Annotated in this window: 13 protein-coding genes; 9 read left to right on the top strand and 4 right to left on the bottom strand. The window is 71.3% G+C overall.

What is annotated here, in order from left to right:
• Window positions 1-21: 21 nt before the first annotated feature.
• On the bottom strand, window positions 22-1362 hold the full coding sequence (locus tag QIS96_RS09655) for an MFS transporter (RefSeq protein ID WP_282542041.1): 1341 nt from the start codon (window positions 1360-1362) through the stop codon (window positions 22-24).
• A gap of 166 nt (window positions 1363-1528) precedes the next feature.
• On the opposite strand from QIS96_RS09655, the gene QIS96_RS09650 reads away from it, so the two are divergent.
• The 6 genes from QIS96_RS09650 (at window position 1529) to QIS96_RS09625 (ending at window position 9021) form a co-directional block, all read left to right on the top strand.
• A complete protein-coding gene (locus QIS96_RS09650) occupies window positions 1529-2686 on the top strand; it encodes an Lrp/AsnC family transcriptional regulator (RefSeq protein ID WP_282542040.1) in 1158 nt (385 codons plus the stop codon).
• 74 nt (window positions 2687-2760) lie between these two features.
• On the top strand, window positions 2761-3669 hold the full coding sequence (locus tag QIS96_RS09645; protein ID WP_282542039.1) for a MurR/RpiR family transcriptional regulator: 909 nt from the start codon (window positions 2761-2763) through the stop codon (window positions 3667-3669).
• 169 nt (window positions 3670-3838) lie between these two features.
• Window positions 3839-5329, top strand: coding sequence for an APC family permease (locus QIS96_RS09640; protein WP_282542038.1), 1491 nt, complete (start codon window positions 3839-3841; stop codon window positions 5327-5329).
• Window positions 5330-5394: 65 nt separating this feature from the next.
• A complete protein-coding gene (locus tag QIS96_RS09635; RefSeq protein ID WP_282542037.1) occupies window positions 5395-6705 on the top strand; it encodes a type I glutamate--ammonia ligase in 1311 nt (436 codons plus the stop codon).
• A complete protein-coding gene (locus QIS96_RS09630) occupies window positions 6695-7852 on the top strand; it encodes an amidohydrolase family protein (protein WP_282542036.1) in 1158 nt (385 codons plus the stop codon). The genes QIS96_RS09635 and QIS96_RS09630 overlap by 11 nt, the downstream gene beginning before the upstream one ends.
• Complete coding sequence (locus tag QIS96_RS09625; RefSeq protein WP_282542035.1) at window positions 7849-9021, top strand: M20 metallopeptidase family protein; 1173 nt, start codon at window positions 7849-7851, stop codon at window positions 9019-9021. Before QIS96_RS09630 ends, QIS96_RS09625 begins: the two co-directional genes overlap by 4 nt.
• Before the next feature lie 90 nt (window positions 9022-9111).
• Here QIS96_RS09625 and QIS96_RS09620 read toward each other — a convergent pair whose 3' ends face one another.
• The 3 genes from QIS96_RS09620 to QIS96_RS09610 all read right to left on the bottom strand — a co-directional run bounded on the left by QIS96_RS09620 (window position 9112) and on the right by QIS96_RS09610 (window position 11396).
• Entirely contained in the window at window positions 9112-9348 is a 237-nt protein-coding gene (locus QIS96_RS09620) for a chaplin (protein WP_282542034.1), read from the bottom strand.
• A gap of 121 nt (window positions 9349-9469) precedes the next feature.
• Window positions 9470-10528: a serine hydrolase domain-containing protein gene (locus QIS96_RS09615; RefSeq protein ID WP_282542033.1), complete on the bottom strand. Its 1059-nt coding sequence runs from the start codon at window positions 10526-10528 to the stop codon at window positions 9470-9472.
• Window positions 10529-10763: 235 nt separating this feature from the next.
• Complete coding sequence (locus tag QIS96_RS09610; protein WP_282542032.1) at window positions 10764-11396, bottom strand: TetR/AcrR family transcriptional regulator; 633 nt, start codon at window positions 11394-11396, stop codon at window positions 10764-10766.
• Window positions 11397-11539: 143 nt separating this feature from the next.
• On the opposite strand from QIS96_RS09610, the gene QIS96_RS09605 reads away from it, so the two are divergent.
• Genes QIS96_RS09605 through QIS96_RS09595 form a run of 3 tightly spaced genes read left to right on the top strand, consistent with a single transcriptional unit; the run spans window position 11540 to window position 15708 of the window.
• On the top strand, window positions 11540-13096 hold the full coding sequence (locus QIS96_RS09605) for an acyl-CoA synthetase (protein WP_282542031.1): 1557 nt from the start codon (window positions 11540-11542) through the stop codon (window positions 13094-13096).
• A gap of 38 nt (window positions 13097-13134) precedes the next feature.
• Window positions 13135-14310 carry an acyl-CoA dehydrogenase family protein gene (locus tag QIS96_RS09600; RefSeq protein ID WP_282542030.1) on the top strand — a complete coding sequence of 392 codons (1176 nt, stop codon included), beginning with the start codon at window positions 13135-13137 and terminating at the stop codon, window positions 14308-14310.
• Between the two features lie 45 nt (window positions 14311-14355).
• Window positions 14356-15708 carry an MFS transporter gene (locus QIS96_RS09595; protein ID WP_282542029.1) on the top strand — a complete coding sequence of 451 codons (1353 nt, stop codon included), beginning with the start codon at window positions 14356-14358 and terminating at the stop codon, window positions 15706-15708.
• The last annotated feature ends 224 nt before the right edge of the window (window positions 15709-15932 follow it).

Here is a 15932-nt window from a genome sequence, read left to right as displayed (position 1 = left end):
GAGTGCCGGCTGTCCTGCTGCTCATGACAGCGTGCGTCCCCGTGTCTCGGGAAGGAGGCGCAGACAGACCACGGACACGGCGGAGAGCGCGACCAGGTAGCCGGTGAAGACGGCGTGCAGCCCCATCCCGCTCAGCCACGTGTTCAGGTACGGGGCGCTGCCTCCGAAGAGGGCGACCGCCACGGAGTAGGGGACGCCGACGCCGGTGGCGCGGATCTCTGTCGGGAACAGTTCGGCGAAGAACACGCCGATGATGGAACTGGAGAAGGCCATCACCATGAGGGCGATGCTCATGGCGACGAAGAGCTGCCAGAAGGCGCCGCGCACCATCCAGTCCAGGGGGAAGGGCAGGACCACGTAGCCGACGGCGCAGACGTAGTAGACGGGCTTGCGTCCGAAGCGGTCGGAGAGGTGGCCGGCCACCGGCAGCGTGACGAGGAAGACGCACTGCGCGAGCAGCCCCGCCACCAGCGCCGAGGTGGCACTCATGCCCTTCGCGGACACGGCGTACGACGGGGCGAAGACCACCCACGTGTAGAAGCCGACGGTGCCGCCCATGGTGAGCCCCATGCTCAGGAGGGCCGGGCGGCGATGCCGCCACAGCAGGGCGAACGAGGCGCGGCTCGGGCCGTCCGAGGCCTTGGGGTAGGGCTTCGTGGTGCCGAACGCCGTGCTCTCGGCCAGGTTGCGCCGCAGGTAGATCGAGTACAGGGCGAAGAGCGCGCCGAGCGCGAACGGGATCCGCCAGCCCCAGGTGTGCAGTTGGTCGTCGGTGAGCACCGCGCTGAGGAGCGCGCCGAGGCCGGTCGCGGCCATCGTGCCGAGGGTGACGCTGATGTAGGACGTCGAGGACCACAGGCCGCGACGGCCGGGCGGGGCTATCTCGGCGACGTAGGTGTACGAGGCGCCGACCTCGCCGCCGTGCGCGATGCCCTGGGCCGTGCGGGCCACCAGCAGGAGCACGGACGCCAGGACGCCGATGGTGCCGTAGTCGGGGGTGACGGCGATCAGGAGTCCGCCGGCGGCGGCCAGGGTGATCGACACGGTGAGACTGACCTTGCGGCCGCGCCGGTCGGCGAGGCGGCCGAAAAGGACGCTGCCCAGCGGGCGCATGAGGAAGCCGACGGCGAAGACGGCGAGCGTGGACAGGAGTGCCGACACGGGGTTCGCGGTGTGGAAGAAGCGGGCCGCGAAGAACGGGGCGAAGACCGCGTAGACGTTCCAGTCGAACCATTCGATCGCCCCGCCGATGTTGGCGGCGATGAGGCTGCGCCGGAACGAGGAGGGCTCGTCCCGAGGCGGAGCGGCGGGGGAGGGGGCGTCGGAGGAGTGCTGGGCGGTGAAGGGTCTGGAGGAGGTCATGAGTGCCTGCCAGAGGGAGAGGGCTGGGCAAATTGATGGTGCAGGCTGGCACGATCTGCAGACAACAGACAACGGTTTTGCTTTGATTGAAAGAATCAGCCATATGAGGGGGTGTCAGGTGACGGAGTTCCGCTCAGGTCGGGCAAGCGGGAGCGGGCGCGGACCCGTGCCGGGCGGCGGGCGGGCGCCGAGTGCGCGAGGCGGCGCTTGCCCGCAGGCCAGGCCGGTCGGGCCCGCGCCCGGGGCCCTGCTCGATCCGCTCGACCTCCGCATCGTCGCCGCCCTCCAGATCGACGGCCGCGCCTCGTGGGGGCGCATCGCCCGCGCCCTCGGCGAGAGCGAACGCACGGTGGCGCGGCGGGCCTCCCGGCTGCTCCAGGAGGGGTGGGTGGCCGTCGTCGGCATCGTGCACAAACAGCTCGTCGGGTGGGGCGAGCCGTACCTGCTGCGGATCGGCTGCGAACCACGGCGGCTGCGTGCGGTGGCGCGGAGCCTGGCGGCCATGCCCGAGATCCGCTGGGTGTCGGTGGTGACGGGGTCGACGGACTGCTTCGTGGAGATGGACGTCGGGCGGGAGCGACTGCTGCCCATGGTCCTCGACGAGGTCGCGGCGCTCCCGGGCGTCACCTCGCTGCGCACGCACGCGGTCCTGCGGTACTTCAAGTCCTCGCACGAGTGGCGCCTCGACGTCCTGACGGCGGAGGAGACGGCGGCCCTTGCACGCACCGACCTCGATCCGGTCGCCAGTCTCGCGGCACGCCCGGCGGAACCCACGGCGGAGGAGAACGCGGTCCTGGAACTGCTCTCCCTGGACGGCCGGGCGACGACGGACCAGATCGCGGCGGCGGCGGGGATCTCACCGTCCACGGCCTGGCGCCGGATCGAGGCGCTGCGCGCCCGCGGGATGGTCTTCATCCGTGCCGACGCCGAGGCGTCCCTGCTCGGCATGCCCGTCGAGGCGCAACTGTGGCTGCGGGTGGCGCCGGGGCGCACCACCGAGGTGGGCACCCGGCTCGCGCGCTGCCCGCAGGTGCACTACCTGGTGGCCACCACGGGGGACTGTCAGCTCGTCGCCGATATCGCCCTGGCCGACCGTGCCGCCCTCTACACGTTCCTGGACGAGGTGACCGGCGCCGAGGAGGGCATCGACCAGGTCGACGTGACCCTGACCGCGCAGACGCCCAAGCGCGGTTTCGTGCGGCGCGAGGACGGGCGGCTCACCCCCGTCGGCTCGCCGGTCGTCGGCGCCGGCGCGACGGCCCGGGGCGCCCGGCGGGAACGGAAGAACCCCGGCGCCGACCATGTCGCGGACGGCGCGAGATGACACGATCCGAGGCGCGGTCCGGCCACCCCCGGCGACGCGCGGCAGCACCCGAAGCGAGCGGAGAGAAGGAACGGATGCACTCCCCCCAGGACCACGGCGACACCTCGCGCGCGGCCACGCAGACGGTGGCCGACCGGGTGCGCCGCGCGCAGGACTCCTTCTCCGCCGGTGAACGGAAGATCGCGAAGGCGCTGCTCGGCCACTATCCCGCCGCGGGCCTCGAGTCGACCTCGGCGCTCGCCGCGCGGGCCGGCGCGAGCGCTCCCACCGTGGTGCGCTTCGTGGCCCGCCTCGGGTTCGCCGGCTACCGGGACTTCCAGGCGGCGCTGCGCGACGAGGTGCAGGCGCGGCGGGCCTCGCCGTTGACGATCCCGGCGGTGATCACCGACGCCTCGGACACGTCGGAACTGATGGAGGTGGCGGCCGATGTGGGGTGCGCCGCCCTGAAGCAGACCTTCGCCGCGCTGTCGGCGGAGGACTTCGAGCGGGCCGTGGAGCTGCTGTGCGACCCGTCGAGGCGGGTCGTGGGCTTCGGCGGGCGCTTCACCTCGACGCTGGCGGAGTACCTGGACCTGCATCTGCGGCTGATGCGCCCGGACACGCTGCTGCATGTGCGGGGGGCGGGGCGCGACGAGGGCCTCGTGGCCGACCTGGGGCCACGGGACGTGTGCGTGGTCTTCGATCTGAGGCGGTATCAGCGCGGCACCGTCGAGCTGGCTCGCTTCGCTCACGGGCGGGGCGCGACGATCGTGCTGGTCACCGACCCGTGGCTGTCGCCGGTCGCGCGGTTCGCGGACGTCGTGCTGCCCGCGCGCGTGGAGGCGCCCAGCCCGTTCGACAGTCTGGTGGCGCCCCTCGCGCTGGTGGAGGCGCTGGTGGCCGCCGTTCAGGCGCGCCTCGGGACGGCCGCGGCCCGGCGGATGCGCGCGGTCGACGACGCGCTCGGGTCCCTGGAGGCCGGGCCGGGGACGGACTTGGCCTGAGGCGACGCAGCGGTTCTCGGGACAGGCGAGCCGGGTTGCCGAGCCGGGCGAGAACCGAAGAGTGAAAGAACCGTTTCACTTGTGGGCGACTATTGACGCCCTACCTGGAATGGCTATTTCATATCAGGGTCCGGGCCGCACGCAGCGGCCCCGCCCGCAGGGAGCCTTCGTGCCCGACGAACACCGGCCCCGACGCAAGCTCCGACTGTGGGAGGCCTGGGCGCTCTCCGTCGGCATGATGGGCCCGACCCTCGCCATGGGACTCAACGGCGCCGGGGTCGCCGACGCCGTCGGCACCGCCGTCCCCCTTGTCTTCCTCCTCGGCCTCCTCGGCGTCGCCCTCGTCGGCTACGGGTTCTGGCGCCTGACGCGGCACATCAGCCACGCCGGCTCCGTCTACGCCCTGGCCGGCAGCACCATCGGCCCGCGCGCCGGCTTCTTCGGCGGATTCGCCCTGCTCGGCACGTACATCGCCTTCCTCACCTGCACCCTGGCCGCCACCGGCGTCTTCGTGAACGCCTTCCTGGCCGCGCTCGGGATCCACGACAGCGGCCCCTGGATCGTGATCTCACTGATCGCCGCCCTCGGCGTGACGGTGCTCAACTCGCGCGACACCCGCATCACCGCCCGCGCGCTTCTCCTGATCGAGGGCATCGGCATCCTGGCCATGCTGGTGCTGAGCGCCGTCGTCGTCATCCGCGTCGGCACCGGCAGCGCGCCCCACGGCCAGCGCTTCGACCTGACCCCCTTCACCACGGGAGGCCACAGCGCGAGCGCCATCGTCAGCGCCACCGTGTTCGCGTTCCTCTCCTGGGCGGGGTTCGAGGCCTGCACCTCGCTGGGCGAAGAGACCGACGAACCCAAGCGCAACATCCCCCGAGCCCTGGTCGGCAGCATCGTGCTCACCGGCATCCTCTACGTGGGCGTGATGTTCGCCCAGACCATCGGCTTCGGCACCGACCACCGCGGCATCGCCGCCTTCGCCTCCGCCGAGTCGTCGCTGTCCACCCTCGCCGGGCAGTACATCGGCACCTGGTTCGCCCTCGTCATCGCCTTCACCGCGGCGGCCGCCGCCTTCGCCGGGGCCCTCTCCTCCTCAGCGGCCGCCTCCCGCCTGTGCTTCGCCCTGGCCCGCGACGGCTTCGGCCCGCGCCGACTGGCCCGCACCCACCCACGCACCCACGCCCCCGTCCCCGCGCTGCGCACCACCGGCGTCATCGGCGTCCTGCTGTGTGCCACGGTCTGGGCCGCCGGCACCGGCGCCTTCGACGCCTACTACTGGTTCGCCACCATCGGGGTGCTCTGCCTCCTCGTCGCCTACGCGGTCGCCGGCGCCGGAGTCATCGCCTTCACCCTCTCCGGCCGGGGCCGCATACCCCGCTGGGAAGTGGCCGTCCCCGTCGCCGCCATCGCCTACCTCGTCTTCGTCTACGTCGAGCAGTCCACCGGTCAGGAAGCGCCGTACAGCTACTTCCCGTGGATCGCGGGCGCCTGGTGCCTGGCCGGGGCCGCGATCGTGGTCCTTGCTCCCGAGCGGGCCCAGCGCATCGGGGACAGCCTGCGCGCCGAACAGACCGACGACGCCGGACCGGTACCGGCCGACCAGGCCCACGACCCGCTGCCGCCCCACCCCGCACAACCCAGCGGCCGCCCCTCATGACCGCGCCGCCCGTACCGCCCGCGCGCTCGACTTCCCGTACCACAGCACCCGTTCAGGAGCCGTCGATGTCCGATGCCGCCACCGTCTTCGTCGCGACCTGCGACCTGTCAGGGCAGGTCAGAGGCCGCGCCGTACCCCACACCGACGAAGAGGACGTTCTGCGGACCGGCACCGGATGGGTCCCCGCCAATCTCGGCATCACGTCCTTCGGGCCCATCGCGCCCGGCACCGCGTTCGGCTCCACCGGCGACCTGCGCCTGCTGCCCGACGAGGCCACCCGGACCGACATCCCCGCCGACCCCGACGCGGGCAAGCCCGGCCTGCGCCTCTACCTCGCCGACCAGACCCGGCTCGACGGCGAGCCCTGGGCGTGCTGCCCCCGCACCTTCCTGCGCACCGCCCTCGACGAACTGCGCGAGACCACGGGCCTGAGCGTCACCGCGTCCTTCGAGCATGAATTCACCCTCGAAGGCCTCCCCGCGACCCGCCCCTTCTCCCTCCAACGCCTGCGCGCCGCCGAGCCGTTCGGCTCCGACCTCCTCGCCCTCCTCGACGCGGCCGGGCTGCGGCCCGAGAACTGGCTGCCCGAGTACGGAGACGACCAGTTCGAGATCACCCTGCGCCCGGCGGACGCCCTCACCGCCGCCGACCGCGCCGTGCTGCTGCGGGAACTCGTCCGCGACCTCGCCGGCCGGCGAGGCCTGCGGGCCGGCTTCGCCCCGCTGCCCGACCCCGCCGGCTCCGGCAACGGCGTCCACATCCACCTCAGCCTCCAGGACGCCGACGGCCGCCCCGTCCTCCACGACCCCGCACGGCCCGGCAGCCTGTCCGCACCCGGTGCCCGCTTCGCCGCCGGCATCCTGCGCCACGCCCGAGCACTCACCGCATGGACCGCGCCCAGCCCCACCTCGTACCTGCGACTGACCCCCCACCGCTGGAGCGTGGGCGGCGTCTTCCTCGCCGAACGCAACCGCGAGGCACTGCTGCGGATCTGCCCCACCTCCCGGCTCGGCGGCGGCGAGCAAGGCCGCCAGTTCAACCTGGAGTACCGGGCGGCGGACGCCACCGCCAACCCCTGGCTCGCGCTCGGCGTGCTCGTCCGCGCCGGCCTGGCGGGGCTCAGCGGCAGCGCGGCCGACTACCCGCAGCCGGTGGTGTGGCCCGAGAACGCCGACGAGAGTGAACTCGCCGACGTGCCCGCCCTGCCGGGCACCCTGCCCGAGGCCCTCCAGGCCCTGGAAGCCGACAAGGTCGCGTGCTCCTGGTTCGACCCCGACCTGCTCACCACCCACCTCGCCGTCCGCCACCACGAACTCGACCGCCTGGACGGCCTCGACGACGCCGCCCGCGCCCGGGAGACCGCACGTGTCCACTGAAGCCCACCCCACCCTCGAAGCCGCCCTGCGCACCACGCCCCTCGTCGACCACCACGTCCACGGCGCGCTGCGCGACGACACCGACCGCGCCGGATTCGAGCTGATGCTCACCGAGTCCGACTGGCCCGCACCACCCGGCACCACCCACCTCGACTCCCAGCTCGGCTTCGCCGTACGCCGCTGGTGCGCACCCCTCCTGGGCCTCGAACCGCACGCCTCCGCCGAGTCCTACCTCGCCGCCCGCGGCGCCCTCGGCCCCGCCGAGGTCACGCGCCGCCTCCTCACCGCCACCGGAATCGGCGACTACCTCGTCGAGACCGGACACAAGGGCGAGGCGATCCTCGGCGTGGACGAGATGGCCAGGGCCTCGGGACAGGCAGCCCACGAGGTCGTACGGCTCGAATCCGTCCTGGAGGACGTCGCCCGCAGCGGAGTCACCGCCACGGAACTTCCCGAACGGTTCCGGGCTTTGCTCGCCGAACGGACCGCCGGCGCGGTCGGCGTGAAGAGCATCATCGCCTACCGCCACGGCTTCGACTTCGACCCGGACCGCCCCACCGACGACGAGACCATGCGCGCCGCCGGAACCTGGCTGCGCGAAGCCCAAGACACCGGCAGCTACCGCGTGTCCGACCCCGTGCTGCTGCGCTTCGCCCTCTGGACCGGCGTCGACCGCGGCCTGCCGATCCAGCTGCACGCCGGCTACGGCGACGCCGACGTGGAACTGCACCGCTGCGACCCGCTGCTGCTCACGCGCTTCATCAAGAACGTCCAGCCGTACGGCGTCGACCTGCTGCTCCTGCACTGCTACCCGTACCAGCGGGGGGCCGGCTACCTCGCGCAGATCTTCCCGCACGTGTACTTCGACGTCGGCCTCGGCGTCAACTACACGGGCGCCCGCTCCGACGCCCTCATCGCCGAATCGCTCGAACTCGCCCCCTTCTCCAAGGTCCTCTACTCGTCCGACGCCTGGGGCCCGCCCGAACTGCACTACCTGGGCGCCCTGTTGTGGCGTCGGGGAATGCGCCGCGCACTGGGACGGTGGGTCGACGACGGGGACTGGCACCCCGACGAGGCCGCCCGCGTCGTCCGCCTGACCGGCCGGGACAACGCCCGGCGCGTCTACGGACTGACGGAGACGCGATGACCGTCGACGCCACAGTGCGCGCCTGCCTCACGGAGGAACTGCGAAGGCGCCTGCCCGACGCGCTCGCCCTGCGCCACCGCCTCCACGCCGAGCCGCGCCTGTCCGGCGACGAGGGCCAGACCCGTGACACGGTCATCGAGGCCCTGCCAGACCGCTGCGCCGTGACCAAGACCGCCGACACGGGAGCGGTCGTCCGCATCGGCGGCCCGGGGCCCGCCGTCGCCGTACGCGGAGAGATGGACGCCCTGGCCGTGACCGAGCGGACCGGCGCGCCCTGGGCCTCCCGGCGCGACGGCGTCATGCACGCCTGCGGACACGACGTGCATGTGGCGGCGGCGACGGCACTCGCCCTCGCGGTGGACCAAGTCGACGACGCCGTACCGCTGTTGATGGTCCTTCAGCCACGCGAGGAGGCCTATCCGTCCGGCGCGCTGGACATCGTCGAGGACGGTGTCCTCCGGCGCGAAGAGTGCCGTGCGGTCATCGGCGCCCACGTCCAGCCGCTCCTCGCACCGGGCACCGTCGCCTGCACGCCCGGCGCGGTCAACGCCTCCTCCGACGAGTTCACGCTGACCGTGCACGGGCAAGGGGGCCACGCGGCCTACCCGCACCTCACGCACGACCCCGTCGCCGCGCTCGCCCACATCGTCGTCGCCCTGCAGACCTTGGTCAGCCGGCGCACCGACCCCATGTCACCGCTCGTCCTCAGCGTCACCCGGCTCGACGCAGGCAGCGCGGCCAACGTCGTACCGGACACGGCGAGCGCCCGCGGCACTCTACGTGCCATGAATACGGACCAACGGGCCGCCGTACAACGGGAGATGAGGGAAACGGCCCAGCTCGTCGCCCGCACCCAGGGCTGCCGGGCCGAGGTCTCCTTCGTGCACGGCGAGCCCGTACTGGTCAACGACCCGGCACTCACCGCGGCGACGACACCGCTGCTCGGTGAGCTGGGCCTGCGACCGGCACCCGAACTGAGATCGGCCGGCTCCGACGACTTCTCCTACTACTCCGCGCACTTCCCCTCGCTGATGCTGTTCGTCGGCACCGGGGGCGGCGAGGAGGGCCTGCACTCGGCCGCGTTCCTGCCCGACGACACCGCCGTGGACGAGGTCGCGCACGCCCTGCTCGCCGGGTACCTCGCGGCGGCCGAGGCGTTCGTGGAGTGACGGACGGATTTCTGCGGCCCCGTCGGCACAGGCACGCGGAAGGGTCTGGGAGCTCGGAGCTCCCAGACCCTTCGAAGTGGTGTGTGGGGGCTACAGCCCGCCGCCGAGCAGCGCGTCGGTGGGCAGTCCGCCCTTGGTGAGCGCGTCGGTCGGGAGCCCGCTCATGGTCATGCCCTCCGTGGTCAGTCCGCCACTGACCGGGCCGGTCGGCAGCTCGCCGTTCGTGATCGGCCCGGTGGGGGCACTGTCGGCACTCGCCGTGCCGGCGGCGCCGACGATGGCGGCGGCTGCTACTACGGCAGTGGTGAGGGTGGTGCGGATGCGCACGGAACTTCTCCTTGATCGGTGATCTGTCAAAGGAGGGAACGACTCCGTGATCGAGGGGAAACGGTTTGGTCGTTCGGGGACCTCGGCCTTGCTGGGAACCGACGAGTGCCCCTTCTCGAATTCAGCCCTGGAGGTAGGTGCCGATCTTGAGAAATGCCTGGATGAGGGGCGGGTAGGGGGCCGCTGGGGAGACGACCTGAGAGGCGTAGTGGACGATGACCAGGTCGAGTGCGGGGCAGACGAAGAGGCGCTGGCCGTGAATGCCGCTTGCCATGAAGGAGCCGTAGGGGTCGTTCGGGATCCACCACAGATCGTGGTACGAGAGGGTGGCGGGCGCGTCGGAAGGTGCTGCCGGGAAGCGGACACGGCGCCCGACACCGTCCGGTACGCCGGAGACGATCGTGGAGGCGACCGCCTCGGGGACGATCTGACGGTCACCCAGCGCGCCGCCTAGCCGGATCATCTCGCCGAACCTGGCCAGATCCCGGGCGGTGGCGCTGAAACCGCCGCTGGCGGCTTCGACGCCTTCCGCGTCGAGAACGTAGTAGGCGTCCTCCTCCGCACCGATCCGGGACCAGATCATTTCGGACAGCAGTGCCGACGTGGTGGTTCCGGCGACGCGCCTCAGGACTTCGGCGAGTGCTTCGACGTTGCCGTTCTCGTAGCGGAACTCGACTCCCGGCTCACCGGTCGCGTGTGCGGTGGCGAGGTGTTCGCGGATGGTTGCGGGGCCGGTGTAGCCGTACGGGCGCAACTGGGGTGCGAGGACGGCGAAGTAACGCTGAGCCTCCAGGGCCTTGTCGTACGGGCGGCCCGCATAACTCATGCGGGTGCCCATGTGGAGCAGGTGGTCGACCTGCGCTTCGCCGAAGGCCGTGCCGGCGAGCTCGGGGACGTACTTCACGACCTGGGCGTCCCGGTCGAGCTGCCCTTCATGCGCCAGGACCGAGGCGACGAGGCCCAGATAGGACTTCGCGGCCGAGGCGTTGAAGTGCAGGCCATGGGGCTCGTATCCGTGCAGATACTGCTCGTGGACGAGCGTCCCGCGGTGCACTACGAGCAGGGCGTCGGTCTCGGCTGCGGTGAGCAGCTCCGAGAGCGTGAGCGACTGCCCGTGCGGCCCGTCGAAGGCGAGACCGTCGAGGGGGCTCGCGCCGGGTGACCTGACCGGCAAGGGCAAGGGTGAGGCTATGCCGGGGCCCCGCCAGACACGGCGACTCGGAAGCAGTTCCCGCCCCGACGTCGTGTGCCGCCGGGCCCAGGCCGGATCGGTGTACCCCCGCGCCCAGATGAGGTCGGTCAGAGGAGCCATGCCGGTCATGTATCCGCTCCGCTCGTGATTGCGTCCAGCATTGAGTTCGTTACCGTACACAGTGTCTGATAACTCGGCTAGAGCCGGAGGCGCACACGCCTGCTCACGGGGTGAGGTCCAGAGCTCCGGGGGCGTCGGACGGGGTCAGCCCGGTGGCCCAGACGCGGCCGTAGACGGACAGGTCGCGCAGGTGGGCGGTGATCTCGGCGGCGCTGTACCCGGTGTCGTTCTCGACCCACCAGGCGAGCAGGCCGATGAGCTCGCCGGTCCACGCGCGGGCGACGACGTCGAGCGGGACCCTCGGCTCGACCCCGAGCTCTTCGGTGCGCGCGCGGAACGTGGACTCCGCGTGCGCGCAGATGAGCTCGGTGAACTCGCGCAGGGCCCGCCCGTCCCCCTCGCCCCGCAGGACGACCTGGTAGACGGGTTTCTCCTGCTCGGCATGTTCGAAGATGTACTTCACCGGCAGCCCGGTGAATCCCTCGGTGCGCGCCTGCTGGAGCGCAGGCAGAAGGCGTTCGCGGTCCTCTGCGAGGTCCTGGACGATGCCGACCAGCAGGTCTTCCTTGTCGCGGTAGTGCGCGTAGAAGGTGGCACGGCCGACGTCGGCGCGTTCGGCGATCTCCTCGACGGTGATCGCCTGGAACCCTCTGTCCAGGACCAGTTCGACCAGGGCCTGGCGCAGCGCGGCCCGCGTCCTGCGGACGCGTCGGTCTCCTGCGGGCTTCGTGTCCACTTCGCTCCTTCTTCTCCGGGCCGTCCGGACCCTTTCGGCTCGGCCTGCTCTCCGGACCGTTGACCAGACCCTAACGCCGCCCTTACGTTACCGAACATAAAGATTGTTACTGAACACAGTGTCCGACAACTTTGGGAGACGCGATGAATCTCGGGCGGTACGTGCGCCGGACAGCCGGCCACCACCCCGATGCCGAAGCCGTGGTCTGCGGCCCCGTCCGGCTGACCTACGCCGAGCTCGACGACCGGAGCGACCGTCTCGCCGCCGCGCTGCGCCGCCTGGGCCTGGACCGGGGCGACCGCGTGGCCACCCTCGCCGCCAACCGGGCCGAACTGGTCGTCACCGAAGTCGCCCTCTACAAGGCGGGGTTGACACGCGCACCGATCAACGCACGGCTCGGCACCGGCGAAGTCAACCAACTGCTCAAGGAGTCGGACGCCCGGGTCCTGCTCACCGACGCCGCCCACCTGGAAGCCACCCGCGCCGCGACCCCCGGTACCGGAGTGAAGTCGGTCCTCGGCTACGACGGGCCGAGCGATCTCGGCCCCGGCTACGCGGACACGCTCGCGGCCACCGCACCCGAACCCGTGGAAGTGGAGTGCTCCGAGACCGATATCGCGGTCCTGCACTTCACGTCCGGCTCCACCGGCAAGCTCAAGGCCGCCGTCCAGACGTACGGCAACCGGCTGGCCCTGCTGCGCAAGTCGGTGATGAGCCCTGCCACCCGGATCGGCCCCGGCGACCGGCAGATCCTCGCGGGGCCTGTCACACACGCCTCGGGCATGCCGCTCCTCGGCATCTTCTTCGCGGGCGGCTGCGCGGTCGTACTGCCGCGCTGGGACGCTGAGGAGTTCCTCGCGACCGTCCAACGCGAGCGCGCCACACACGCGTTCGTCGTGCCCACGATGGTCAACACGGTCCTCGCGCTGCCGACAGCACGGGACCATGACGTCTCCAGTCTGCGTCAGCTCATCTACGGCGCTGCTCCGATGTCGCCGGCTCGGATCCGGGCGGCATGGGAGCTGTTCGGACCCGTGCTCTCCCAGGGCTTCGGCTGCGGCGAGACCACCTCGGGGGTGCTCTTCCTCTCGACCGAGGACCACCGGCGCGCGATCGAGGACGGAGACGAAGAGCTGCTGCTGTCCTGCGGCCGGCCCCTCGCCGAGGCGGAGGTGCGGATCGTCGACGACAGCGGCACGCCCGTCGCCGACGGCGAGGTCGGCGAGATCGCCGTACGCGGCCCCGACGTCGTCCCCGGCTACTACAACGCACCGGCCCTCACAGCCGAGTCCTTCCGCGACGGCTGGTTCCACACCGGAGACCTCGCTCGCCGCCGCTCCGACGGATACGTCTTCATCGTCGACCGCAAGAAGGACATGATCATCTCCGGCGGGTTCAACATCTATGCCGTCGAGGTCGAGTCCGTCCTGCACCAGCACCCCGACGTGTACGAGGCCGCCGTCGTCGGCGTCCCCGACGAACAGTGGGGCGAGGCCGTCAAGGCGGTCGTCGTGCCACGCGCGGGCGCCGTGCTCGACGAGGCCGAGGTCGTCGACTTCTGCGCCGAGCGCCTCGCCCGGATGAAGAAGCCGCGCTCCGTCGAGATCGTCGACGCCCTGCCCCACAACCCCAACGGCAAGATCGACCGCCGCACGATCCGCGAGCGGTACTGGGCGGGCGCCGAGCGCCGCGTCCACTGAACCCCTCCAACCCGCCCTGCTCCGAAGAGGAACACCCCATGCCCTACACCCTCGAACCCTCCTATGACGACAACCCCCGCCTCCAGGAACTCGTCGGCCGACTGCGCACGTATCTGACCGACGAGCTCATCCCGTACGAGCGCGAGCACGGCATCACCCCGGAGAGCCCGCTGGACCGCCCCACCCTTGAGCACGTCTGGAAGCGAAGCGCGGAACTCGGCTTCTACGGCATCAGCCTGCCTCCCGAACTCGGCGGCCAGGGGCTGAACTTCACCGAGCTGTGCGTGCTGAAGGAGGAACTCACGGCCTCGGGGGCAGCCCTGTCCCACTCGGTGTTGGGTGACTTGGGAGGGCCGCTGCGCGTCGGCGCGATCGTCAAGTACGCGACCCAGGAGCAGCTGGACCGGTATCTGCTGCCCGTCGTACGCGGCGAGCGCGCGTGCTGTTTCTCGATCACCGAGCAGGACGCGGGCTCCGACGTACGCCGGATGACCACCACCGCGACGCCGACCCCGGACGGCGCCGCGTATGTCCTCGACGGGCACAAGGTGTTCTCGTCCGCCGCGCCCTTCGCCGACTTCGCGATCGTCGTCGCGCGGATGGCCGGAACCGAGGAGGCCTACAGCGCGTTCCTCGTCGACCTCGACACCCCCGGCTGCCGTGTCCTCGACGGTGAAGTCCCCATGTCCGGGCAGCAGATGGAGGGCGACCTCGTCTTCGAGGACTGCCGCGTCCCGGCCGCCAACCTGCTCGGCGAGATCGGGCAGGGCCTGCGCATCGGCATCGGCCGCATCACCCTCAACCGGCTGCTGCACTGCCCGTCCCTGATCGGCGCCGCCCGCCGCGCCTGGGACCTGTCCGTCGCGTACGCCAAGCAACGCGAGGCCTTCGGGCAGCCGCTGCTCGCGCTGCAGGCGATCCAGCACAAGCTCGCCGACATGGCCACCGAACTGTACGCGGCGCGCTCGATGGTGCTGGCCACGGCGGCGCGTGCCGACCGGGGCGAGAACATCTCCGTCGAGGCCAACATGTGCAAGCTGTTCACCTCCGAGGCCTGCTTCCGCGTCGCCGACCAGGCCGTCCAGATCCACGGCAAGGCGGGGCTCACGCGCGGGCACGAGGTCGAGCAGATCTTCCGCAGCCTGCGGATGTTCCGGATCGTCACCGGCACCACCGAGATCCACAAGAACGCCATCGTCAAGGCACTCGTCTGAGCCAGCCCCCCGTACGGAGTCAGGCCCTACCCGCAGGAGTCACCCATGGCTTCACAGCCTTCCGCGCCGCCCTCCGATCTGCTCGGCGAAGAGGCAGCCGCCCCTCCGCCGTACAACCGGGCTCGGGCCTGGCTCATCACCGCCATGATCGTCACGTTCATGGTCGTCAACTTCGCCGACAAGGCTGTCCTCGGCCTCGCCGCCGTCCCGATCATGGATGAGCTGGAGATCAGTCACGGCACCTACGGACTCATCTCCAGCTCCTTCTTCCTGCTGTTCAGCCTCGCCGGCCTCGTCGTCGGCTTCGTCTCCTCCCGCGTCACCAGCCGCACTCTGCTCTTCGTCATGACGCTGACGTGGGCCGTCGCCCAGCTGCCCGTACTCGTCGTGGCGGCCGTCCCCACGCTGATCGCGGGACGCGTCCTCCTCGGCGCGGCCGAAGGCCCGGCCGCCTCCATGTCCATGCACGCCCTCTACAAGTGGTTCCCTCCGCACCGGCGCGGGCTCCCCTCCGCCCTGCAGATCAGCGGTGCCGCGCTTGGAACCCTGGTCTCCGCGCCCGTGCTCACCTGGCTCATCACAGAGCACGGCTGGCGCTCCGCCTACGTCGCGCTCGCCGCCGTCAGCGCGACCTGGGCGCTCGTCTGGTGGTACGTCGGACACGACGGCCCCTTCGACGACGCGCCCGCGGGACGCACGAGGAAGCGGGGAGAGCACAATCCGCCGGCGGCAGGCACCCCACGCCTGCCGTACCGGAAGCTGCTGCTGACCGGCACGGTCCTGGGCAGCATCTCCAGTGCCTTCGGCGCCTCCTGGGCGCTGTCACTCAGCCATGCCTGGCTGCCCTCCTACCTCCGGACCGAGCTCGGCATGGCCCCGGGGGCCGCCGCGAGCACCATCAGCGCCATCGCCGGCTTCAGCCTTGTCCTGCTGCTCACGGTGTCCCCGTTCATGGACGTGCTCAAGAGCCGGGGTGTCAGCAGCCGTTGGTCCAGCGGCGCCACGCAGGGGATCGCGGTCTGCGTGGCGGGCAGCGCGATGGCCGTGTTCCCGTTCACCGACGGGACCGTTCCCCAACTCCTGCTGCTCGGGCTTGCCTTCGGTACCGGAGCGGTCGCCGTGCCCCTCCACTACATGACCGCAGCCGAGGTCGTACCGACCGTGCAGCGCGGTGCGGTCTTCGGCATCGTCGCCGCCACCGGTACCCTCCCCGGCCTGGTCACTCCCGCCCTCACGGGCTATCTCATCGACGCGGCGGACACGACGGCCTCCGGCTACACGGCCGCCTTCCTCATCAGTGCCCTCGTCATGATCCTCACGGGCCTGCTCGCCGTCGCTCTCATCCGGCCGGAGCGGGACGCCGAGCGCCTCGAAGTCAGTGTCCTGCACGGGAGTTGACCAGCCGGTAAGAGGCGCGACGCCCTTCGTATCGGCCTCCCGCGAATTCTCTGGGACTTCTCTGTGCGTCAGCGGGCGCAAAGGGTGTGTGCCGGATGGAATCGAGCCTCGTGCGGCCAGGGCCTCAGGGAACGGTCAGGTCTTCTCAGGGAACGGCCGGCCGCGGCTGTCAGGATCCGACGCACACCGAAAGGGGCGGCGGGGGCGGCACCCATCCGCCCCAA

It is taken from the genome of Streptomyces cavernicola, assembly GCF_029968035.1.
Taxonomy (GTDB): Bacteria; Actinomycetota; Actinomycetes; order Streptomycetales; family Streptomycetaceae; genus Streptomyces; species Streptomyces cavernicola.
This window is presented reverse-complemented; position numbering and strand designations above follow the sequence as displayed.